This window comes from Rhodopseudomonas palustris (genome assembly GCF_007005445.1).
GTDB lineage: Bacteria > Pseudomonadota > Alphaproteobacteria > Rhizobiales > Xanthobacteraceae > Rhodopseudomonas > Rhodopseudomonas palustris_G.
This window is the reverse complement of the sequence record NZ_CP041387.1, coordinates 3843930-3864681: the sequence shown is the minus strand read 5'-3', so window position 1 is coordinate 3864681 and position 20752 is coordinate 3843930. Positions and strand designations below refer to the sequence as shown.

At 65.8% G+C, this 20752-nt stretch carries 19 protein-coding genes and 1 pseudogene; 7 read left to right on the top strand and 13 right to left on the bottom strand.

The genetic code is table 11. The annotated features are described in order from the left end of the window. The first annotated feature begins 419 nt into the window (after window positions 1-419). Both FLL57_RS17740 and FLL57_RS17735 read left to right on the top strand, forming a co-directional pair. Window positions 420-1742, top strand: a complete 1323-nt coding sequence (locus tag FLL57_RS17740) for an ABC1 kinase family protein (protein ID WP_142883567.1) — start codon at window positions 420-422, stop codon at window positions 1740-1742. A 23-nt stretch (window positions 1743-1765) separates the two neighbouring features. Next, a complete protein-coding gene (locus FLL57_RS17735; RefSeq protein WP_142883566.1) occupies window positions 1766-2386 on the top strand; it encodes a class I SAM-dependent methyltransferase in 621 nt (206 codons plus the stop codon). 75 nt (window positions 2387-2461) lie between these two features. Here FLL57_RS17735 and FLL57_RS17730 read toward each other — a convergent pair whose 3' ends face one another. Together FLL57_RS17730 and FLL57_RS17725 are read right to left on the bottom strand one after the other, a co-directional pair. Continuing rightward, complete coding sequence (locus FLL57_RS17730; protein WP_013504345.1) at window positions 2462-2668, bottom strand: type II toxin-antitoxin system HicB family antitoxin; 207 nt, start codon at window positions 2666-2668, stop codon at window positions 2462-2464. Further along, on the bottom strand, window positions 2668-2862 hold the full coding sequence (locus FLL57_RS17725; protein WP_142883565.1) for a type II toxin-antitoxin system HicA family toxin: 195 nt from the start codon (window positions 2860-2862) through the stop codon (window positions 2668-2670). Before FLL57_RS17725 ends, FLL57_RS17730 begins: the two co-directional genes overlap by 1 nt. A 295-nt stretch (window positions 2863-3157) precedes the next feature. Here FLL57_RS17725 and FLL57_RS17720 point away from each other — a divergent pair, with 295 nt between their 5' ends. Beyond that, window positions 3158-5317 (top strand): anthranilate synthase component I, encoded by a 2160-nt coding sequence (locus FLL57_RS17720; protein WP_013504343.1) that lies wholly within the window; start codon window positions 3158-3160, stop codon window positions 5315-5317. Window positions 5318-5471: 154 nt separating this feature from the next. Then, a complete protein-coding gene (locus FLL57_RS17715; protein ID WP_013504342.1) occupies window positions 5472-6017 on the top strand; it encodes an adenine phosphoribosyltransferase in 546 nt (181 codons plus the stop codon). Between the two features lie 219 nt (window positions 6018-6236). On the opposite strand, the gene FLL57_RS17710 is transcribed toward FLL57_RS17715, so the two are convergent. The 8 genes from FLL57_RS17710 to FLL57_RS17670 form a co-directional block, all read right to left on the bottom strand. After that, window positions 6237-6902 (bottom strand): hypothetical protein, encoded by a 666-nt coding sequence (locus tag FLL57_RS17710; RefSeq protein ID WP_142883564.1) that lies wholly within the window; start codon window positions 6900-6902, stop codon window positions 6237-6239. 57 nt (window positions 6903-6959) lie between these two features. Then, window positions 6960-7733, bottom strand: coding sequence for a hypothetical protein (locus FLL57_RS17705; protein ID WP_011160028.1), 774 nt, complete (start codon window positions 7731-7733; stop codon window positions 6960-6962). A 180-nt stretch (window positions 7734-7913) separates the two neighbouring features. Next, window positions 7914-9095, bottom strand: coding sequence for a M48 family metallopeptidase (locus tag FLL57_RS17700; RefSeq protein WP_142883563.1), 1182 nt, complete (start codon window positions 9093-9095; stop codon window positions 7914-7916). A gap of 148 nt (window positions 9096-9243) precedes the next feature. Further along, window positions 9244-9795 carry a LemA family protein gene (locus tag FLL57_RS17695; protein ID WP_142884245.1) on the bottom strand — a complete coding sequence of 184 codons (552 nt, stop codon included), beginning with the start codon at window positions 9793-9795 and terminating at the stop codon, window positions 9244-9246. A gap of 115 nt (window positions 9796-9910) precedes the next feature. Beyond that, window positions 9911-10879, bottom strand: coding sequence for a small ribosomal subunit Rsm22 family protein (locus FLL57_RS17690; RefSeq protein ID WP_142883562.1), 969 nt, complete (start codon window positions 10877-10879; stop codon window positions 9911-9913). A 107-nt stretch (window positions 10880-10986) separates the two neighbouring features. After that, window positions 10987-14451 (bottom strand): chromosome segregation protein SMC, encoded by a 3465-nt coding sequence (smc, locus tag FLL57_RS17685; protein WP_142884244.1) that lies wholly within the window; start codon window positions 14449-14451, stop codon window positions 10987-10989. Window positions 14452-14985: 534 nt separating this feature from the next. Then, a complete protein-coding gene (locus FLL57_RS17675; protein WP_142883561.1) occupies window positions 14986-15189 on the bottom strand; it encodes a type II toxin-antitoxin system HicB family antitoxin in 204 nt (67 codons plus the stop codon). Between the two features lie 77 nt (window positions 15190-15266). After that, a complete protein-coding gene (locus tag FLL57_RS17670) occupies window positions 15267-15581 on the bottom strand; it encodes a hypothetical protein (protein WP_235677163.1) in 315 nt (104 codons plus the stop codon). Here FLL57_RS17670 and FLL57_RS17665 point away from each other — a divergent pair. Continuing rightward, a pseudogene (locus tag FLL57_RS17665) lies at window positions 15572-16008 on the top strand (transposase); the annotation flags it as partial. The gene FLL57_RS17670 and the pseudogene FLL57_RS17665 sit on opposite strands and share 10 nt — an antisense overlap. Window positions 16009-16538: 530 nt before the next feature. Beyond that, on the top strand, window positions 16539-17195 hold the full coding sequence (locus FLL57_RS17660) for a hypothetical protein (protein ID WP_142883560.1): 657 nt from the start codon (window positions 16539-16541) through the stop codon (window positions 17193-17195). A gap of 743 nt (window positions 17196-17938) precedes the next feature. Here the strand turns inward: FLL57_RS17660 and FLL57_RS17655 are convergent. Both FLL57_RS17655 and FLL57_RS17650 read right to left on the bottom strand, forming a co-directional pair. Next, window positions 17939-18172 carry a hypothetical protein gene (locus tag FLL57_RS17655; RefSeq protein ID WP_142883559.1) on the bottom strand — a complete coding sequence of 78 codons (234 nt, stop codon included), beginning with the start codon at window positions 18170-18172 and terminating at the stop codon, window positions 17939-17941. After that, window positions 18169-18402 carry a hypothetical protein gene (locus tag FLL57_RS17650; RefSeq protein ID WP_142883558.1) on the bottom strand — a complete coding sequence of 78 codons (234 nt, stop codon included), beginning with the start codon at window positions 18400-18402 and terminating at the stop codon, window positions 18169-18171. Before FLL57_RS17650 ends, FLL57_RS17655 begins: the two co-directional genes overlap by 4 nt. Before the next feature lie 227 nt (window positions 18403-18629). On the opposite strand from FLL57_RS17650, the gene FLL57_RS17645 reads away from it, so the two are divergent. Next, window positions 18630-19799 carry an IS481 family transposase gene (locus FLL57_RS17645; RefSeq protein WP_142884189.1) on the top strand — a complete coding sequence of 390 codons (1170 nt, stop codon included), beginning with the start codon at window positions 18630-18632 and terminating at the stop codon, window positions 19797-19799. Window positions 19800-19978: 179 nt separating this feature from the next. Here FLL57_RS17645 and FLL57_RS17640 read toward each other — a convergent pair whose 3' ends face one another. Then, the gene (locus FLL57_RS17640) at window positions 19979-20653 is read right to left on the bottom strand and encodes a DsbA family protein (protein WP_013504334.1); all 675 of its coding nucleotides are present in this window, start codon (window positions 20651-20653) and stop codon (window positions 19979-19981) included. Between the last annotated feature and the right edge of the window lie 99 nt (window positions 20654-20752).

Below are 20752 nucleotides of genomic sequence, written 5' to 3'. Positions count from 1 at the left end.
GACACCAATCCGTCGATCAGGGCGCGAGTTCCTTCTGATCGCGGCGGGATCGCGATTGCCGGGAGTTGTCACCGTTATCCCCAGCCTTCCTTGGGGCCGGAGAGGATGCATGCCGGGAACGGGTTAGGCGTCAGCGCGTACCGATGCGTTGGTGTCGTGGCCAGAAACCGGCAAAATGAGCCACGTCCGCCATCTCCGTTGCGGCCGGTTGTCACCCGGCATGCGCAGCATCAATGCACGAGCGGCGCCGGCGTTCCGTGGACAATCGGCGAGGCGGTGGGCGGCGATCGGGGTGACATGATCACAGACGGTCAGAGCCGCAGGCGGCAATGAAGGCTCAGCCGGAGCAGGGTCCCGAACCCGCTCGTCCCCCGCGCCACCCCATTCATTGCAGTTGGCGCCGCCCTGAAGGAGCCACGATGCCGCATCGGAAGATCGAGAGGAAGGCGCTCGCCGTGCCGAGCTCGCGGCTGTCGCGGCTCGCCAAGCTGGGCGGGCTGGCTTCCTCCATCGCTGGCAACGTCGCCGCCGATGTTGCCGGTCAGCTCGTCCGCGGGCAGCGCCCCCGGATGGACGAACTGCTGCTGACCCCGGCGAATGCGCTCAAGGTCGCCGACCGGCTGGCGCAGATGCGCGGCGCCGCAATGAAGGTTGGCCAGCTAATCTCGATGGACGCCGGCGACATGCTGCCGCCGGAACTGGCCGAAATCCTCGGCCGGCTGCGCTCGGAAGCGCACCACATGCCGGTGCCGCAGCTCAGGCGGGTGCTGACCGAAGCGTGGGGCCGTAACTGGCAGCAGCGCTTTGCCGAATTCGACGCCGAGCCGATCGCGGCGGCCTCGATCGGCCAGGTCCATCGGGCGCGGACCAGGGACGGCCGCGATCTGGCGATCAAGGTGCAGTATCCCGGCGTCCGCCGCAGCATCGATTCCGACGTCAACAACGTCGCCTCGCTGATGCGCGTCGCCGGCCTGGTGCCGGGCGGCGTCGACATCGCGCCGATGATCGCCGAGGCCAAGCGCCAGTTGCACGAAGAGGCCGATTACGAGCGCGAGGGCCGCTGCCTGTCGACCTTCGGCGCGCTGCTCGCCGACCGGCCGGAATTCCGCGTGCCCGAGTTGCACCCCGATCTGACGGCGCCGAACGTCCTGGCGATGAGCTATGTCGACGGCAGCCCGGTCGACAGCCTCGCCGCGGCGCCGCAGCCGGAGCGCGACCGGGTGCTGACGCTGCTGATCGGGCTCTTGTTCCGCGAGCTGTTCGAATTCCGGCTGATGCAGACCGATCCGAACTTCGCCAACTACCGCTACGCGCCGGCGACCGGGCAAGTCCTGCTGCTGGATTTCGGCGCTACCCGCGCCTTCCCCGCAGAGTTCGCCGAGCTGTATCGCCGCCTGCTGCGCGCCGGGCTGAGCGGCGATCGCCCCGGCATCCGCGCCGCTGCGCGCGACATCGGCTTTCTCGCCGACGGCGTGCCGGCGCGGCTGGAGCAGGCGATGCTCGAGATGTTCGAAATGTCGCTGCAGCCGCTGCGGCAGGATGCGCCATTCGATTTCGGCGCCAGCGATCTGGCGGTGCGGATGCGCGAAGCCGGCATGGCGATGGCGTCGGACCGCGCGCATTTCCGGATCCCGCCGATGGACACGCTGTTTCTGCAGCGCAAGTTCGGCGGCATCTACATGCTGGCGACGCGGATGCGGGCGCGGGTCGACCTGCGCGGCATCGTCGAGCCGTATCTGTGACGACTGGACGGGAGGAGCCGCGAATGGCCGAGGCCGCAAACGCCAAATTCTGGGACAAGGTCGCCGACCGCTACGCGGCGCGGCCGATCAAGGATCCGGCCGCGTTCGACGCGATGCTGGCCGATGCGGCGGGTCGGCTGCGGCCGACCGACCGGGTGCTGGAGATCGGCTGCGGCACCGGCTCCGCCGCGATCCGGCTGGCGCCGCATGCCGCCGAATGGATCGCCACCGACTTCTCGGCCGAGATGCTGCGGATCGCCCGCGCCAAGCCGGCGCCGGCCAATCTGCGCTTCGTGCAGGCCGATGCCGCCACCGCCTTCGACGGCGGTCCGTTCGATGCGATCTGCGCCTTCCAGGTGCTGCATCTGGTGCCGGACATGCCGCGCACTCTGGCGCAGATCCACGCTCACCTGAAGCCGGGCGGGCTGTTGATCAGCAAGACCTGGTGCTTTGCCGAGATGGGCTTCAAGTTGCGCGCGCTGTTCTTCGTCCTCCGCAGCATCGGCCTGTTCCCGCGTGCCCAGACCCTGACCCGCAGCGCACTGCGCCAGGCGATCCGCGATGCCGGCTTCGAGATCGCCGACGAGCGGGTGTTCGGCACCAACCCGCACGGCCCCTACATCGTGGCACGCAAGACGGGTTAACGGGCGCGGTGTGCGTGAGTAAGACGCGCCGACCTGCCAAGTAAGCGCTCCAGTTGGGCAGCCGTGGACCGACCTTCAGGTCTCGACGTACTCGGCCAGACTGGTCGGCTGCGGCACAGGCAATCCGTCCTCTCTCAAGCCGTCGATGTGAAACCGGATCGCCTCCCGGATCTCGGCCTCGACGGCAGCGACGCTGTCGCCGGTCGCGACGCAGCCGGGAAGGTCCGGCACATAAGCCGAATAATTACCTTCGGCTTTTTCGATCACCACCGCGTAGCGCATCAGCGCCGCTCCTTTAGACCTGCCTGTTTGAGGATACTGGCAAATGTGCCCGGGGCAAGATCATCGGAGGGCTTGCCGGCGACCGTAACACGGCCTGGCTTCCAAGGGTGCTTGAATTGCCGGTGGCTTCCGCGGGTAGCGATGTGGATCCACCCATCCGCCTCGATCAGCAGAATGACGTCTCGAACCTTCATCGGAGCGCTCCGCCAGGGTGACCAGCATAGTCCAGCCCCGGCCATGTGCCCTGCTGCTTTGGTTGCAGGCGGCTGGCGCCGGCCGGCCCTTGACTCCGCCCGGCCGGAGTGATGGTCTGCCGCTCATGCGCACGTTCCGCCCGACCCCGCAGCTCAGACGTCGTTGGTGGCGCACCTCGTAACCAGAGGTGGCCGTGCGATCCCGTTGATTTCCGATCGTCCTGAGGCCGCCACGCGAGGCGGCCTTCGTTTGTCCTGTGTGGCGTTCCTTCGGCAAGTTGCTTAAGAGGATGCCATGAACAGGACCGTTTTTTCGCTTCCCGCGACCAGCGACTACAAGACCGCCGCGGGCCTCGCGGTGACGCGCAGCGCCCAGCCCTTTGCCGGCGGCCAGGCGCTCGACGAGTTGATCGACCTGCTCGATCACCGCCGCGGCGTGATGCTGTCGTCCGGCACAACCGTGCCGGGCCGCTACGAGAGCTTCGACCTCGGCTTCGCCGATCCGCCGCTGGCGTTGACCACGAGGGCCGAGAAATTCACCATCGAGGCGCTGAATCCGCGCGGCCGGGTGCTGATCGCGTTCCTGTCCGACAAGCTGGAAGAGCCCTGCGTGGTGGTCGAGCAGGCCTGCGCAACCAAGATCAGGGGGCACATTGTCCGCGGCGAGGCCCCGGTCGACGAGGAGCAGCGCACCCGCCGCGCCAGCGCGATCTCGCTGGTGCGCGCCGTCATCGCCGCGTTCGCTTCGCCGGCCGATCCGATGCTCGGGCTGTACGGCGCCTTCGCCTACGACCTGGTGTTCCAGTTCGAGGACCTGAAGCAGAAGCGCGCCCGCGAGGCTGACCAGCGCGACATCGTGCTGTACGTGCCGGACCGCCTGCTGGCCTACGACCGCGCCACCGGCCGAGGTGTCAGCATCGCCTACGAGTTCGCCTGGAAGGGACAGTTCACCGCCGGGCAGCCGAACGAGACCGCCGAGAGCGTCTACACCCAGACCGGCCGGCAGGGTTTCGCCGACCACGCCCCGGGCGACTACCCCAAGGTGGTCGAGAAGGCGCGCGCGGCGTTTGCCCGCGGCGACCTGTTCGAGGCGGTGCCGGGCCAGTTGTTCGGCGAGCCGTGCGAGCGCTCGCCGGCCGAAGTGTTCAAGCGGCTGTGCCGGATCAACCCGTCGCCCTATGGCGGCCTGCTCAATCTCGGCGACGGCGAATTCCTGGTGTCGGCCTCGCCGGAAATGTTCGTCCGCTCCGACGGCCGCCGGATCGAGACCTGCCCGATCTCCGGCACCATCGCCCGCGGCGTCGACGCGATCAGCGACGCCGAGCAGATCCAGAAGCTCCTGAACTCGGAGAAGGACGAGTTCGAGCTCAACATGTGCACCGACGTCGACCGCAACGACAAGGCGCGGGTCTGCGTCCCGGGCACCATCAAGGTGCTGGCGCGGCGGCAGATCGAGACCTATTCGAAGCTGTTCCACACCGTCGATCACGTCGAGGGCATGCTGCGCCCCGGCTTCGATGCGCTCGACGCGTTTCTGACCCACGCCTGGGCGGTGACGGTCACCGGCGCGCCGAAACTGTGGGCGATGCAGTTCGTCGAGGACAACGAGCGCAGCCCGCGGCGCTGGTATGCCGGCGCGTTCGGGGCGGTTGGCTTCGACGGCTCGATCAATACCGGCCTGACCATCCGCACGATCCGGATGAAGGACGGCCTCGCCGAGGTCCGGGTCGGCGCCACCTGCCTGTTCGACAGCGATCCGGTGGCCGAGGACAAGGAATGCCAGGTCAAGGCCGCGGCGCTGTTCCAGGCGCTGCGCGGCGATCCGGCCAAGCCGCTGTCCGCGCTGGCGCCGGACGCCACCGGCTCGGGCAAGAAGGTGCTGCTGGTCGACCACGACGACAGCTTCGTGCACATGCTGGCCGACTATTTCCGCCAGGTCGGCGCCCAGGTCACCGTGGTGCGCTATGTCCACGGCCTGAAGATGCTGGCCGAGAACAGCTATGATCTTCTGGTGCTGTCGCCCGGTCCCGGCCGGCCCGAGGACTTCAGGATCAAGGACACGATCGACGCCGCGCTTGCCAAGAAGCTGCCGATCTTCGGCGTCTGCCTCGGCGTGCAGGCGATGGGTGAGTATTTCGGCGGCACGCTCGGCCAGCTCGCGCAGCCTGCGCATGGCCGCCCGTCGCGGATCCAGGTGCGCGGCGGTACGCTGATGCGTGGCTTGCCCAACGAAGTTACGATCGGCCGCTACCACTCGCTCTATGTCGACATGCGCGACATGCCGAAGGAACTGACCGTCACCGCCTCCACCGAAGACGGCATCGCGATGGCGATCGAGCACAACACCCTGCCGGTCGGCGGCGTGCAGTTCCACCCCGAGTCGCTGATGTCGCTCGGCGGCGAGGTCGGGCTGCGGATCGTCGAGAACGCCTTCCGGCTCGGCCAGCCGGCCTAAGCCGAATGGCCTGCGGCGCCGATTGATCCAGATCGAAGGCCCGCCGGGGGAGCTCTGCTACCAACCCCCGGCGGCAACTCAGCCGAATTGCCCGACTTGCGCCTCCCGCCCGCCAATGACGAATTGCGCCATCCGTAACGAAAGACCCGCGCCGATGACCCCCGAGTTCGCCCAAGATTTGAAGGCCAGTGTCCGGGCTATTCCGGACTATCCCAAGCCCGGCATCATGTTCCGCGACATCACCACGCTGCTCGGCGAGCCGCGGGCATTCCGCCGCGCCATCGACGAACTGGTGCAGCCCTGGGCGGGCTCGAAGATCGACAAGGTCGCCGGCATCGAGGCGCGCGGCTTCATCATCGGCGGCGCGATCGCCCATCAGGTCTCGTCGGGCTTCGTCCCGATCCGCAAGAAGGGCAAGCTGCCGCACACCTGCGTGTCGATGGAATACGCGCTGGAATACGGCACCGACCACATTGAGATTCACGTCGATGCGGTAAAACCAGGCGAACGGGTGATCCTGGTCGACGACCTGATCGCCACCGGCGGAACCGCCGAGGGGGCGATCAAGCTGCTGCGCCAGATCGGTGCCGAAGTCCTCGCCGCCTGCTTCGTCATCGATCTGCCCGAACTTGGCGGCGCCGCCAAGATCCGCGCCATGGGCGTCCCGGTCCGGACGTTGGTCGCGTTCGAAGGGCATTGACTTAACCTCTCGCCGCATGGCGGGGAGAGGTCGGATTGCGCAGCAATACGGGTGAGGGGCCGGGCACTGCATCAGCAAGCTGCGGCATCCGCTGGGAGGCCGTAGCCCCTCACCCCAGCCCTCTCCCCGCAAGAGCGGGGCGAGGGAGCCCGCCGCCTGCAAGGCGAGATCGCGGATGAACGCTCAAGCTGCAACACCGTCTGTGGTGCGATAGCCGCACTACCGCCCCTGGGTCAGCTCAAGCTCCAGCGCGCGGAAGGTCGTGTAGTTGCCACGGATCCACTGGTTGAGTTCGGTGGAGGCGTCGGGCTCGGCGCGCAGGTAGCCGGTGAACGAGAAGTTCACGCGGTCAATGTAGGTCTTCAGAAACGGTGGCAGCCCTCGGATTCGCATCACCCGGCCGTGGCGGTACACCGCCGGCAGCTCGCCGAGCAGGATGTGCTCGTTGTCGATGGTGATGAGCTGCCGCGGCGGCACGATGTCCTGCAGGCGGTCGTAGGCGCGCGCCGAGTTGCGGTCGGTGTCGGCGAGGAACAGCACCACCGGTGCCACCCGGCGCCGCGCCGCTTCCTTGATGAAGCCGATCTCCGCGAACGTGTTGAAGAACTCGTCGAAGGCATGGAAGCCGAGGTCGACCACCTTGGCGAGGTCGTCGTCCAGGATCAGCCGGTCCATCAGCGCCATCTTGCCGAAGGTGTCGTCGACCTGTGCGGTCTCGGTGACGCGCGGCAGATAGTCGAGCAGCGACGGCTCCTTGACGTTGACGTCGAACGCCAGCACCGCGCCGCGCTGCAGCAGCAGATATTCGGTGAGCACGCGAGCGATCAGGGTCTTGCCGACGAACGGCCGCGGCGAACAGACAATGTAAACCGGGGTGCGCGACATCAGGCTGGATCGGTCGGGAATGCCGTCCGATATAGCCGGATTCCGCAGCGATGCGAACTATTTCTCGCCCGGCTCGTCGGTCACCGGGGTGCCGCGCCCGTTCTTGTCCTTGCCGACGATGTCGGTCAGCTTGATCCGGTCGAACTCGCTCCAGACGTTGGCGAGCCAGTGCCGGACATAGCCGCGCAGCACGAACGAGTAGTTGGCCGGCTCGCCGCTGACGCCCTTGTTGGCGACGAACTTCAGGAACGGCACCGACGACACTTCGACCTGCTCGTAGGCCATTTCGTTGAGCTTCGGAATCGTCAGCTCGGTGGCGTCCTTGATGCGGTGGAAGTACGAATTGTAGGTCGCCTGGTCCCACTCGAAGAAGCTGGTGTTGTTGATGAAGTTCTTCGTCAAGAAGTACTTCGCGCCGATCATGAAGTTGGCGGTCTCGGCAATCTCGTCCAATGACGCGATCGAGGGCCCCAGGATGTGGAACACCGCGAAGGTGATCTGGCCGGAGCGCGCCGCGTCGAGGAAGCCGATGTCGCGGAGCGAGGCCAGCGCCGGCGACAACAGGCCGGCGCGGACGTCGATCACCGTCACCGACGGCACCGCCGAATTCAGCGTGTCGAAGATCTTCATCTGGTCGGCCGTCGACGTCATGTCGACGATCTCGGTGATGTCGGGATGGAAGCGCTTCAGCGTGCCGCGCGGCGACTCGGTGTCGAAGGCGCGGGTCGGGACGTTGTTGGCGCTGAAATAGTCGAGCAGGGTGCGCGACACCGTGGTTTTGCCGACGCCGCCCTTGTCTGCGCCGACGACGATCACTGCTGGCTTCGCCATGAGATTCCTTTTCGGGCCGGTTCGATCCCCCACCGCGGCCGCGGAGGCCGGGGTGCAGACCTCTGCTTTGGGCGCGAACATGGCAGAAACAAGGGATAATTCAATCGGCGCGGCGATGACGCCTGAAGGTCCTCAACAAATTCCTTCAGATGCGAGGCGATGGCGGCTGCGCGTCCCGGATCAGCTCCGCCAGCCCCACGGCCCGCGCAGCAGCGACCGCTTGGGCGCAGGCGCGTCGCCCCACGGACCATGCACCTGCCCGGCTGCGACTGGCGCCGCAGCGTCGTCCTTCGGACCGTCCGGGGCTGCCGCATTGGCGCCGTCCTCCCCGTCCGCCGCCGGCAGAGCGGGCAGCGGCGGCAGGTAATGCCCGCCGGCGAATTTCACCAGCGCATCGACGCGGGATTCCACCGACGGGTGGGTGGCGAACAGATCGGAGAAGCCGGAGCGCGGATTGTCGAGGCACATCTCCATCACCGCCGAGGTCGCGCCCGGCAGCTCGCCGCGGTTCTCGATCTTGCGCAGCGCCGAGATCATCGCATCGGGATTCTTGGTCAGCTCCACCGATCCGGCGTCGGCGAGAAATTCGCGCGACCGCGACAGCGCCAGCTTGACCACCTGCGACAGCAGCCAGGCCAGCAGGATCAGCACGATCGCCAGAATCACCACGACGATCGCGCCGCCGCCCTTGCGGCCGCTCGACGACGAGGACGACGACGACGAACCGCCGCCCGACCAGCCGCCGCCGATTCTGACTCCGCCCTGGAAGAACAGCCGGAACATCAGCTCGCCGAAAAACCCGACGACGCCGGCGATGATCACCGCGATCACCATCATCTGCACGTCGCCGTTTTTGATGTGGGTCAGCTCGTGCGCCAGTACCGCTTCGATCTCGGCATCATCGAGCCGGTCGACCAGCCCCGACGTCACGGTGATGGCGTATTGCTTCGGATTGAGGCCGCTGGCGAAGGCGTTCAGCGCCGCGCTGTCCATGATCTTCAGCTTCGGCATCGGGATGCCGCGCGAGATGCACAGGTTCTCCAGGAGATTATACAGCCGCGGCTGTTCGGCCCGCGTCACCGCATGTCCGCCGGTGACGGCGTCGATCAGCTTCTGGTGAAAGAAGTAGGCGATCACGATCCACAGCGCCGCGCCGACGGTGGCGAACGGTGCCGCCTGGATCAGGTCGGCCGCCGCGGCCCGCAGATAGTCCGGCACCGTGCGCCCGCCGTCGACCACCACCTCGGCGATCAGTGCGCCGGCATAGACCAGCACATACACCAGCACGAACAGCCCGATCAGCAACACGATCGACCGGGTCTTGTTGGCGGCGATGTGGGTGTAGAGACCGTAGGCGGCCATGATGGCGATCCGATCGGGTCCGAACCTATCCCCGTCATTCCGGGGCGCGAACGCAGTTCGCGAACCCGGAATCCCGAGGTGAGGTGTCCTTAGAAACAGCGCGAGATTCCGGGTTCGCCGCTTTGCGGCGCCCCGGAATGACCAGGGGCTAGAACTTTACCTGCGGCACCTGCTCGACCTGGGTGCGGGTTTCGCCGAGGTCGAAATAGTCCTTGTGGGTGAAGCCGAGCGGGGCGGCGAACAGCGCGGCGGGCATCTGCTGGATGCCGGTGTTGTACTCCTGCACGGCGTTGTTGAAGAACCGGCGGCTGGCCGCGATCTTGTTCTCGATGTCGCTGAGTTCGCTTTGGAGCTGCTGGAAATTGGCGTTGGCCTTGAGGTCCGGATACGCCTCGCCGAGCGCGATCAGCCGGCCGAGCGAGGCGGTCAGCGCGTTCTCGGCGGCCGCCATCTGGCCTGGCCCCTGCGCCGAGATCGCGGCGTTGCGCGCCTTGACGACGTCGTCGAGCGTCGAGCGCTCGTGCGCCGCGTAGCCCTTCACTGTTTCGACCAGGTTCGGAATCAGATCGTGCCGCTGCTTGAGCTGCACGTCGATATCTGCGAACGCCTGGCCGACGCGCTGGCGCAGCGCCACCAGGCGATTGTAGGTCAGCAGCGCATACAGCGCGAGCGCGGCGATAATGCCGAGAAAAATCCACATATTGGCGGCTCCCATCCAACCAAGATCCTGCTCCGTCTCGCTGGAACATCAGGCGCGCAACAGGGCCCGCGCAACCGGCGCGGTCCCGATTGGTCGCCCCTGCAGGTGCGAACGTTCAATCGAGCGTATCGCCCCATGCCAGTCGCCGAAACCGCGCATAGGCCGGTTTGTCGCGGCGAGGCGCGACGGCGAGGTCGAGCCGGCCGCCGGGCGTGCACAGCTTGGCGGTGATTGCCGCCTTGGTCTGTTCGGGCTGGGTCAGCACCCGCGCCGGCCGCTCCGGCAGGCTGGCGCGAGTCAGCACCACATAGCTGAACTTCTCGTCTTCGAACGGCACGTCGGCGGCCTTGAGCTGCAGATGCAGCTTCGAGCGCGGCAGCCGTTGCACGAAGTGGCACCAGTCCGGCGCGCTCAGCGGACAGGCGTTCTCATGCGGGCACGGCGCGATGACGCGCGCCCCTTGCGCGATCAGCCGGTCGCGCAGATCGAGAATGCGCCGATACCCGGTGGGCGTGCCGGGCTCGACCACCAGCAGCGTATCGGTGGTCTTGCGCCACAGCATGTCGGCGAACGGCGCGCGCGCCGCCTCGGAGAGCTCGTTGATGACGTAGCTGGCGATCACCAGCGCCGCCTCCGGCGCATCGGCCAGCGCCTTGCAGGCGTCGCCGAGCCGGTAGTCGATCGCAGGCAGCCGCGTCGCCTCGGCCAGTTGCAGCGCCAGCCTGCGCAGTGCCGGATTGGCGTCGAGCAGCGTGAAATGTTGCAGCGTTTCGAACGCCTGGGCGGCGGCCCAACTCGCGGTGCCGGGGCCGGCGCCGACGTCGAGCAGCGTTGTCGGCGCGAAGCCGGGCCGGATCGCGGACATCGCGTTGAGGCAGGCGATCACCGCCGCATAGGTCGCCGGCATCCGCGCGCCCGCATAGGCCAGCGCGTCGGCCTCGCTGGTGATCGGCGCCGAGGTGCCGCCGCCGCGATAGGTCAGCGAAATCCGCTCCGCCCGCGCGGCCGCGTCGGCACGTTGCGTGCCGTGTAGCAACTGCTCCAGCACGGCTTTGAGATCGGCGGGGAGGGATGGGGGGATCATGCCTGACATGCCTTACCCTCCCCCTCCAGGGGAGGGTGAAGCGAGAGCCGGAGTAATGGCCCGAGGGCTTGCATCTGCGATTGCCCTCCCCAGCAGGGGCGGGGAAATCACGCCACGTTCTGATCCAGAATATCCACCGCGCCCTGCAGGTCGACCGAGACGAGCTGGGAGACGCCGCGTTCGGCCATGGTGACGCCGAACAGGCGGTTCATGCGGGCCATGGTGATCGGGTTGTGGGTGATGATGATGAACCGCGTCTCGGTGGTTTCCCGCATCTGCTGCAACAGGTCGCAGAACCGTTCGACGTTGTGGTCGTCGAGCGGTGCGTCGACTTCGTCCAGCACGCAGATCGGCGACGGGTTGGTGAGGAACACCGCGAAGATCAGCGCCATCGCGGTCAGCGCCTGCTCGCCGCCCGACAGCAGCGACAGCGACTGCGGCTTCTTGCCCGGCGGCTTGGCGATGATCTCGAGGCCGGCTTCGAGCGGGTCGTCGCTTTCGATCAGCTTCAGCTCGGCCTCGCCGCCGCCGAACAGCGTGGTGAACAGCCGCTTGAAGTGACCGTTGACGACCTCGAACGAGGCCAAGAGGCGTTCGCGGGCTTCCTTGTTCAGGCTCTGGATGCCGGTGCGCAGCTTCTTGATCGCTTCGACCAGGTCGTCGCGCTCGGCCGCCAGCGTGCCGTGCTGGGTCTCGACCTCGTTCAGCTCTTCCTCGGCGCGCAGGTTGACGGCGCCGAGCCGTTCGCGGTCGCGGCGCAGCTTTTCCAGGTTCTCCTCGATTTCGGCGAGCGGCGGCAGGTCGGCGCCCTCGGCGATCTCGGCGAGCTGGGCCGCGGCCTGCGGTTCGACCTCGAGCATGTCGCGGATTTCGCGCTCGATGTCCTCGAGCCGGCGGCGGGCCGCCTCCATCCGCTCCTCGGCACGGGCGCAGGCTTCGCGGGCGCTGGAGAGCTGTTCGAGCGAGGCCTTCGCCAGGCGGTCGGTCTCGGCCATCGCCTGCTCGGCGGCGGCCAGGGCGTCGGCGGCGGCGCGGCGGTCGGCTTCGGCGTATTCGATCTCGGTGATCACCGCGCTGCGCTTTTCGGCGAACACTTCCGGCGCGTTGTCCAGCTCGGCGCGCTCGGCGGTGAGTTCGGCGACACGCTCCTCGACGGTGGCGATCTGCGAGGCCGCGCCGGCCTTGCGCTTCTGCCAGTCCATCCGCTCGGCGGCGATCGCCTGCAGCCGCTTGTCGGCGAGCTCGGCTTCGCGCGCCAGCGCCTGGGCTTCTGCGCGGATCTGCGCGGCGATGCGGCGGCGGCCGTCGATGTCGCCGCGGACCGCGGCGAGGCGGGCTTCGGCCTCGGTGTTCGGCTCCAGCTCGGCGATCTGCGCTTCGGCGTTCTCCAGCGCGGCTTCGGCTTCGGCGCGGTCGGTGGCGAGCCGCGACTGCGCCTCGGCCAGCGCCGATTTGCGTGCGGCGTGGCGGTTGACCTCGCGCTCGGCGGCGGCGAAGCGCTCGCGCGCAGCGTCGACCTCGCGGCGGGCGCCGCGCAGGCTCTCACGCGAAGCGGTCTCGGCGGCGGCCGCCATCTTCAGTTCGGCTTCGGCGGTCTCCAGCGCCTGGCGCTTGGCGTTGGCCTCGATCCGGGCCTGTTCCAGCTCGTTTTCGATGTCGGTCAGGCGCGCGCGTTCGGCGAGGCGGCGGGCGGCGCCGGTCGGCGCATGGGCCGAGGCGACGAAGCCGTCCCAACGCCAGACGTCGCCGTCGAGCGACACCAGCCGCTGGCCGGTCTTGAGCTGCTCGCACAGCTCATTGCCGCGCTCCTTGGTCACGACGCCGATCTGGGCTAGGCGGCGCGCCAGCTCCGGCGGCGCGGTGACGTGCTGGGCCAGCGCCTCGACGCCTTCGGGCAGCGCCGGGTCTTCCGGCTGCACGCCGACATCGGTCCAGCGCATTGGCGCCGAGGGATCGACCGGGGCGTCGAGATCGTCCCCGAGTACGGCGCCGATCGCTTTCTCATAGCCCTTGGCGACGGTGATGCCGTCGATGATCGGCGGCCACAGATTCTTGGTCTCGCCGTTGAGAATCTTGCTGATGGTCTTGGCTTCGGTCTCGAGCCGCTGCACCCGCTTGTCGGCTTCGGTCAGCGGGCTGCGCGAGCCATCCAGCGTCTGCCGGGCGGCGACATGGGCGGCTTCCGCGGCCTGCACCGCGGATTCCTGTTCGGCGAGCAGCTCCTGAGCGATCTCGACCGCTTCAGCGAGTTCGGTCAGGTCGCCGGCGCCGGAGGTTTCGGCGGCGAGCCGGTCGATTTCGCTCTCGACGTTCTTGATCTCGGTGTCGAGCCGCGCCAGCCGGTCGCGATGGGTGCGGACGCTCTGCTCGAACTGGTTGCGCCGCGCGGTCAGCTCGGCGAGCTGGGTGGTCAGTTCGGCGAACAACTGTTCGGCCTCGCTCAGCGAGGCATCGGCTTCGGCGACGCGCTCGTCGACGCCGCTGCGCTTCTCGACCCGCTCCAGGATCTCCTCGCGCAGCTCGACGTCTTCGGTGTCGAGCCGTTCCAGTGCGGCGTCGGCGTCGATCGCCAGCCGCTGCTCGCGTTCGACGTCGGAGGAAAACTGCGCCAGCCGCCGCTCCAGTTCGACCACGCGCTCCTTGGCACGGACCTCTTCGCGGTCGAGCTGTTCGCGGGCGTTGATCAGCCGCTGCAGGCCGGCGGCGGCGCGGGCTTCGGCCTCGCGCAGGCCCGGCAACGTGGAGGCGCGCTCGGCCTGGATGCGGGAAGCTTCGGCCTGCACCCGGGTGGTTTCGGCGAGCTGGCGCACGCCGAGATCGTGCACCTCGGCCGCGGCGCCGACCTCCGCCTGGGCGTCGCGCCAGCGCAGATGATACAGCATCGCCTCGGTCTTGCGGACCTTGGCGGCGACTTCGCGGAACCGGATCGCCTGGCGCGCCTGCTTCTTCAGCCCGTCGACCTGGGTCGAGAGCTGGCCGATCACGTCCTCGACGCGGGTCAGGTTGGTTTCGGCCGCTTTCAGCCGCAGTTCGGCTTCATGGCGGCGGGCGTGCAGGCCGGCGACGCCGGCGGCGTCTTCGAGCACGCGCCGGCGCTGCTCCGGTTTGGCCTGGATGATTTCACCGATCTTGCCCTGGTGGACCAGCGCCGGCGACCGCGCGCCGGTGGCGGCGTCGGCGAACAGCAATTGCACGTCGCGGGCGCGGACTTCGCGGCCGTTGATACGATATTGCGAGCCGGCCTCGCGCTCGATCCGGCGCGAGATGTCCAAAGTGTCGGAATCGTTCAGCGCCGCCGGCGCGGTGCGATCGGAGTTGTCGATCGACATCACCACTTCGGCGTGGTTGCGCGCCGGGCGGTTGCCGGAGCCGGCGAAGATCACCGCGTCCATGTCGGTGGCGCGCAGCGATTTGTGCGAGGTCTCGCCCATCGCCCAGCGCAGCGCTTCCACCAGATTGGACTTGCCGCAGCCGTTCGGCCCGACCACGCCGGTCAGACCCGGCTCGATCATGAAGTCGGTGGGCTCGACGAACGACTTGAAGCCGTGGAGGCGGAGACGCGTGAGTTTCATCTGGTCCGATGCTCTATGGGCCGCAGGTTCCCGCGGCTGTGGCGAATCTCTCAAGCAGGACAATACCATAGGTTGTCCCGCCCGGTCGCAACTCGCTCGCAGCCGGTGGCGGCGTTAGCCGGCGACAATGGCCGCCGATTAAGGCATGAGCAACCACGCCAGCGGGCTTTTCCACGGCGGGATTCGCAGGAAATGCGCGATAAATCTGGGGATTTCGCGGGTCCACCAGGGAGCCGAAGCCCCGCTGCTCTGCCCGGGTAGCTCTTGGCTGAGCGCCGAGCGTGCCGTTCCGGTGCCATTCGCATCCGGAGCGCTCGCGGCCTGCACTACGAGTTCAAGTCTTCGTCGCTGATCTGCGCGAGTTTCATCAAGTGACGCAGCAGACCGGTTTTCAAAGCGGTGTTGGCGTGAATTGGAACAGAGAGCAAATAGCGCTGTCCGGCTTGCCGTAAATGCGGTGGCTGCCGCTGACGCGTAGTAAAATCCAGCCACGCTGCTCGATCAGTCGAGCAAATGCGCGGCCGGAGACCGAGGTCACGCCGTCAATTCCAGCATCTGCTCGTTACCACCGGGGGAAGGAGGCGCCACCTCGATCGACAGGCAGCCCTCGACCGCCTCCCGCAGATTGCGCATCAGTTCGTCCATCGTCTCGCCCTGGGTCGCACAGCCCGGAATTGCCGGTACTTCGGCCCAGTAGCCGCCTTCTTCCGCTTCGTGCACCACGATCTTGATCTTCATCATCGATCTCCTTGCAGGCTTGTCGTGCGTTGACGGCGCATCGTCAGCGAGTGACGCAAATGTCGAGACATTGACGATCACAGGTCACCGCGCTCGGCACGCACCGCTTCGGCCGGCGCAACGGAAAGGCGTACTTCAGGTCGGCTGTGCAACCGCACTCGCCATTCATCGAGCGTCGGCCGCTTCGCGCCACGATCAAGCTCGCTGGTTAAGTAGTCAGTCAGCGATAAGCCTGCCAATGCCGCACGCGACTTCAGCCGGCGGAGAAGCGCGGCCCGAACGCTGCGTGGCTTGATCGTTGTCTTCATGCCGAGAGCATAAAGGCTGTCGGCGTCGCTCCTCAATACCGATCTGGAAGCGATGACGCGGACGAGGATCGATTCTCCGGTCATCCGCCGCACCATTGCCTCTGGCTGCGGCCGAAAAGCAGTGCGCCGTCCGCCGTGACGTGGTCTTGACATGCGGACTTGGCCCTTGTCTTCGTCAACGAATCCTTTTCACGAACGTCCAGCGTAAGGCCACGCTGGTTACGGACGAAGCCGGTTTTACAAGAACGTCGGCAAGGCCTACGGCGACCACCAGACCGTGAACCACACCGGCCGCGAATACGTGAACCCTCGGGGCTTCACCACCAACAACGTCGAGAACTTCTTCGGCGTCTATCCATTCTGCGGCGAACAGCACTTGCGGCGGTATCTGGTGAAGTTCGAATTCCGCTACAACAATCGCTCCCGCCTCGGCGTTACCGATGGGGAACGGACGGCTCTTGCCCTCAAAGGTATCGAGGGAAAGCGTCTGACGTACCGGCCGACTAACTAAGATTACCCATAAAACAAGCCGCTAAACGTTTTCGGCTTTGGCGGAGCCGACGGAGCGAATCAGAGTAGATTTCCCAGCGTCGTCATCGGCAAACCTTCTGCAACCGACCGTGAGGTCGGGCTCCTCATCCGGGGACCTGCGTACCGTGGGCCCGAGCTGGCGGGCTGTAACCCGCCAAAGCAGACAGGGAGGCAAGCTATGGGAAACCACCATAGCGGCCGGTCGAAGTCTGTCTTTGTCAGTGCGTACCTCCGTTGGAGGTACGGGAAGTTGGAGCATGTTTGCTCCCACTTCCGTTCGCTGCCGGGACAACTCGACTTCGGCTTTTAGCAACTTGGGCCCGGCCCAAGTTGGCCAATGGCGACACTGGGGATAGATCATCCCCGGCGAGTGTTGCGTAGCGAAGCCCAGCTTAATGGCTGGGTTTCGTTTTCTTCTCTTTGCGTTTCGGCGTTTCGTCCGAGGAGAGGGCCGACTTTGCAAGTTTCATTTCCTCGTGCGGCTTCGGCTTCATACGCACGAGTGCACCCATGAGGAGCGTTGTGCCAGCGAAAGATTCCTTAACCATTAGTCAATTGTCCCGATACGAGCTGCAAATAGCGCGCGGAGTATCTCTCGATGCATACAGCGCATTCGAACAGATACTAATGGAAGTCTTTGCGCACCTCATTGGCGCAAATATGAAGCTCGGCGGCATTGTCTTTTTTCGCCTTACGAACAGCGGATTGCGCCAAAAGATACTGGAAGATTTGATCGATGCCAAATTTGGCAAGCAATACGATCAATACTGGCACGGAACGCCAAAGCAGGCCGGCTTATTCGGGCTAATAAGGCAACTTGAGCAACGCCGAAATGAAATAGTGCACTGGAAAGCTGTCGGGCTAACATCAAAAATGGAATTCGGCCTTGTGGCTCCCAACATCTGGAGCGGGAGAAAGGGCAGTTCCATTTTTATAGACGACGTCTATGAGTTTATCGCGAAGGCCGACTGTCTTCGCCACTACGCCGGGAATTTCAACTGGTGGACGGTTCGAAGAAAGGAGGATGAGCCCCTTCCTGAGAAGTTCGTGCCATGGCGCGATATATTCTCGCGACCACCATCCTATCCTCCTTCCCAGGATCATCCACTATTCCCGGTCTGGAAAGCTCCTCAAAACCGGCGTCTATCATTGCGTCCGAAATTGTAGTCTCCTTGTTTCCATCCATAGCGCTTCACCTTTGTTTGGCGAAACGCACTCATGTCCTTGACTTAGTTTCCTTCGGGCGCGTCAGCCGGGCTTTTCCGGCTGTTTCAGCCTAGGACTATTCGCACATTTGACAAGTATATAAGTGCGATAATATTCCTAAAAAGACTAGAGTCCGTATCGTCCCGTCCGTGAGGGGCGCTTCTCAAGGGCGCTTGGAAGCGGGACAGATCGTCGGCCGGGAAACCGGCCGGCGGGTTCGGCAAGCGGCTGACGTTTCAGCCGAAGCCGGATGACGCGGCGTCCTGCGCGAGCGGCCTCGCAAGCCGATCGTCCGGGAGGCAGAAGGTCAGCGCAAACAAGTTTACGCAGTTTGCGCAAAGCAAACTGCTATGCCGCCGCTACTACGAGCGGCTGCCCTGTGCGTGGCTGGACGGGACGGAACGAGACGGGAGAAATCCCCGTGCTCCCCGCGCCCGGAAGAACGGTCCCGACGCCAAAGATCGCCGCTGGTGGGCGCGCCGCGACGGCGCCTGCGCGATGGTTCGCAAGCCATCGCGATCCAACCACCAATTTGCGCCAAGCGGCGCGCCCCCGCCCCTCGCTGTGATAGCGACGGGCGCACAGCTCGGGCTCAGCGGAGCCGCGAGAACGATCGGGCGTGGCTGTTTGTGATCCTGATCATCAACGTTCCGCCAAGGTGCCGTCGCGAAGCAAGGCTTCGAACATGGACCGCGGAGCAGATGTCAGGCTTGTTTTTGGTTCTGTTCCCGGCGTCCCGAATACGTCACCCGGATTGCCGTGAACAGGTTGTCGCGACCGCCGAACTTGCCCGATTGGAGGAGCGCCTTGGCGTCCTTCGCTTCGGCCTCCGACGCTTGCAACGCGGCGCCAGCTTGCCGGTTGCTGTGCCAGACCACACCGGCTGCCATCAGGGTAACGATGACCGGAACGGTAAGTAGAAAGAGGATATCGTTCATTGAATCCTCCGCAGGGCGCTTCGTCCCAGCAAATGTAGGACGACACCCAAAACAGCACAACGAAGGCCCGCACCCAAGAAGGCCTCCTTCGTGAGCATCGGCCGGTCGGTCAACATCGACAGGCCCGGCGCGATGATCCCGGCGATAATGAAGCCGACCCCAATGTTGTTCACGAAGGTCGCGGCCAGCTTGATCTGCTGATTGGCGGCGCTCTGAATCAGCTTTCCCATGGATGCCACTTACTCCCGGGGGAGGAGGCGATCAGCCTCAGCAGTCGATAGCGTCGCGTTCAATACCCGTGTGAAAATTGCAAGGATGAGGCTCCGGCTTTTGGTATGCCTCACCTCCCGCGGTCATCGCCCGGCTTGATGTTCAGCCCGGAGACATGACCTACGGGTGTTCGGAGACATAGTCGACGCATCATAGTGGCTGGATTTGGCGATTGGAGGCCAAGTCCATGCCCTGGCGTGAGGTGTCGGCAGTGGATCAGAGACGCGAGTTCGTACGGCTTGCGATGCAGGAGGGGGCGAACCGGCGCGAGCTGTGCCGGCGGTTCGGCATTCATTGGACGACCGGCTACAAATGGTTGGAGCGATGGGCGGCCGGAGGTGATCTCGCCGACCTGTCGCGGCGGCCGCAGGACAGCCCGCGGCAGACCTCGGCGGCGTGTGAGGCCCAGGTGCTGGCGGTTCGTGATGCGCATCCGGCATGGGGCGCGCGCAAGATCGCCAGCTCGATGGACCGGTCCGGACAGCACGCTCCGGCGGTGTCGACGATCCACGAGATCCTGCGCCGGCACGGCCGGATCAAGCCTGCCGCCGGCGGTCCACCGGCGACGCTGCGGTTCGAGATGCCGGCGCCGAACATGCTTTGGCAGATGGACTTCAAAGGCTGGGTTCGGCTCGGCAACGACGTCCGCTGCCATCCGCTGACCGTGGTGGACGATCACTCACGCTACGATCTGTGCCTCCAGGCTTGCGCCGATCAGCGCGGCGAAACCGTGCAGGACAGGCTGCAAACGACGTTCCGGCACTACGGCTTGCCCGACACGATCTTCGTCGACAACGGCTCGCCGTGGTCGGACAGTTCCGGCGAGCGCTGGACATGGCTCTCTGTGTGGCTGCTCAAGCTCGGCATCAGGGTGATCCGTAGTCGTCCCTATCACCCGCAGAGCCGCGGCAAGAACGAGCGTTTTCATCGCACGCTGGACGACGAGGTGTTTGCGCTGCGGCCCTTGCGCGACCTCGCCGAGGCGCAACGTGCCTTCGATTCCTGGCGCGAGGTGTACAACTTCGAGCGCCCTCACGAGTCGCTAGGCCAGCTGGTGCCTGCTGATCGCTACCAGCCGAGCCGGCGTTCTCTACCGGACCGCCTGCCGACTCCAGAATACGATGAGCGCGACATCGTCCGATCCGTCTCGAAAACCAAGGCCTATGTCAGCTTCAAAGGTCGTTTGTGGAAGGTGCCGCAAGCCTTCGCCGGAGAGCGCTTGGCCATCAGGCCGCTCTCCACCGACGGCAAATACGGCGTGTTCTTCGCCGCCCACCAAGTCGCCACCATCGACTTGACGGGCGTGGAAAGTGTCGGTCATGTCTCCGAACACGTGTCGACTATGTCTCCGGGCTGAACACTTGTCCGGGCGACCCAGTATTCCAGAGCGATTGTCGTACCGCTCGATGCTGGCCGCGAATGCTCTGGGATACTGGATCCCCGCCTTCGCGGGGATGACGATTGATCAGGTGCGGTTGACTTCAGAGCGGCGGCTCGACGACGCGAGTGGGCCGCTTTGTTACCAGCGCCCCCGCCTCAGCTCTTCTTCGCCAGCAGCGCGTCGATCCGCTTGGCGAATTCTTCGAACGAGTTCTCGCCGCGCAGCATTTCGCCGTTGATGAAGAACGTTGGGGTGGCGTTCACCTTCAGCACTTCGTTGGCGTATTTCTGGTCGGCGGCGATCTTGTCGAGCAGCGCCTGGTCCTTCAGGCAGGCTTCGACCTCTTCGCCCGACAGGCCGGCCTGCTTGCCGATCCGCTTGAGCTGCTCGGTGGTGTCTTTCAGCACCCACTCGGTCTGGCTCTTGAACAGCACGTCGGTGACCGCGAAGTACTTGGCGGAGTCGTCCTTGGCGATGCAGCGCGACAGCATCGAGCCGGCTGCCGCCTTGATATCGAGCGGGAACTCACGGAACACCCAGCGAACCTTGCCGGTGTCGATGTAGGCCTTTTTGAGCTGCGGGAACACCTGCTGGTCGAAGGTGGCGCAATGCGAGCAGGTCAGCGAGGCGTATTCGGTAACGGTGACGGCGGCGTCCTTCGGACCCAGCGCCATGTCGGGCAGCGACATCGGCTTGGCAACGTCGGCGGCAGTGGCGGCCTCCTTGCTCTGGGCGAAGGCGGCGTCGATCAGCCGGAACGGCGAGACGCCGGCGACCGCGACCAAGCCGGTCAGCGACATTGCGGCGGTGAAAGTGCGGCGCGTGATCATCGGCAAACAGCTCCAATCCGGCGGGGCTCGCCGCCGATAGCGACATGTCGAGGCGGCGCCAGCGCCGCACGACTTCCAAGTCTCGCTAGCTTGAAACAG

Excerpts from the sequence above, each read along its gene's own strand:
- FLL57_RS17740 (WP_142883567.1), top strand. The coding sequence starts at position 420 with ATGCCGCATCGGAAGATCGAGAGGAAGGCGCTCGCCGTGCCGAGCTCG.
- FLL57_RS17735 (WP_142883566.1), top strand. The coding sequence starts at position 1,766 with ATGGCCGAGGCCGCAAACGCCAAATTCTGGGACAAGGTCGCCGACCGC.
- FLL57_RS17730 (WP_013504345.1), bottom strand. The coding sequence starts at position 2,668 with ATGCGCTACGCGGTGGTGATCGAAAAAGCCGAAGGTAATTATTCGGCT.
- FLL57_RS17725 (WP_142883565.1), bottom strand. The coding sequence starts at position 2,862 with ATGAAGGTTCGAGACGTCATTCTGCTGATCGAGGCGGATGGGTGGATC.
- FLL57_RS17720 (WP_013504343.1), top strand. The coding sequence starts at position 3,158 with ATGAACAGGACCGTTTTTTCGCTTCCCGCGACCAGCGACTACAAGACC.
- FLL57_RS17715 (WP_013504342.1), top strand. The coding sequence starts at position 5,472 with ATGACCCCCGAGTTCGCCCAAGATTTGAAGGCCAGTGTCCGGGCTATT.
- FLL57_RS17710 (WP_142883564.1), bottom strand. The coding sequence starts at position 6,902 with ATGTCGCGCACCCCGGTTTACATTGTCTGTTCGCCGCGGCCGTTCGTC.
- FLL57_RS17705 (WP_011160028.1), bottom strand. The coding sequence starts at position 7,733 with ATGGCGAAGCCAGCAGTGATCGTCGTCGGCGCAGACAAGGGCGGCGTC.
- FLL57_RS17700 (WP_142883563.1), bottom strand. The coding sequence starts at position 9,095 with ATGGCCGCCTACGGTCTCTACACCCACATCGCCGCCAACAAGACCCGG.
- FLL57_RS17695 (WP_142884245.1), bottom strand. The coding sequence starts at position 9,795 with ATGTGGATTTTTCTCGGCATTATCGCCGCGCTCGCGCTGTATGCGCTG.
- FLL57_RS17690 (WP_142883562.1), bottom strand. The coding sequence starts at position 10,879 with ATGATCCCCCCATCCCTCCCCGCCGATCTCAAAGCCGTGCTGGAGCAG.
- smc (WP_142884244.1), bottom strand. The coding sequence starts at position 14,451 with ATGAAACTCACGCGTCTCCGCCTCCACGGCTTCAAGTCGTTCGTCGAG.
- FLL57_RS17675 (WP_142883561.1), bottom strand. The coding sequence starts at position 15,189 with ATGAAGATCAAGATCGTGGTGCACGAAGCGGAAGAAGGCGGCTACTGG.
- FLL57_RS17670 (WP_235677163.1), bottom strand. The coding sequence starts at position 15,581 with ATGACCGGAGAATCGATCCTCGTCCGCGTCATCGCTTCCAGATCGGTA.
- FLL57_RS17660 (WP_142883560.1), top strand. The coding sequence starts at position 16,539 with ATGAGGAGCGTTGTGCCAGCGAAAGATTCCTTAACCATTAGTCAATTG.
- FLL57_RS17655 (WP_142883559.1), bottom strand. The coding sequence starts at position 18,172 with ATGAACGATATCCTCTTTCTACTTACCGTTCCGGTCATCGTTACCCTG.
- FLL57_RS17650 (WP_142883558.1), bottom strand. The coding sequence starts at position 18,402 with ATGGGAAAGCTGATTCAGAGCGCCGCCAATCAGCAGATCAAGCTGGCC.
- FLL57_RS17645 (WP_142884189.1), top strand. The coding sequence starts at position 18,630 with ATGCCCTGGCGTGAGGTGTCGGCAGTGGATCAGAGACGCGAGTTCGTA.
- FLL57_RS17640 (WP_013504334.1), bottom strand. The coding sequence starts at position 20,653 with ATGATCACGCGCCGCACTTTCACCGCCGCAATGTCGCTGACCGGCTTG.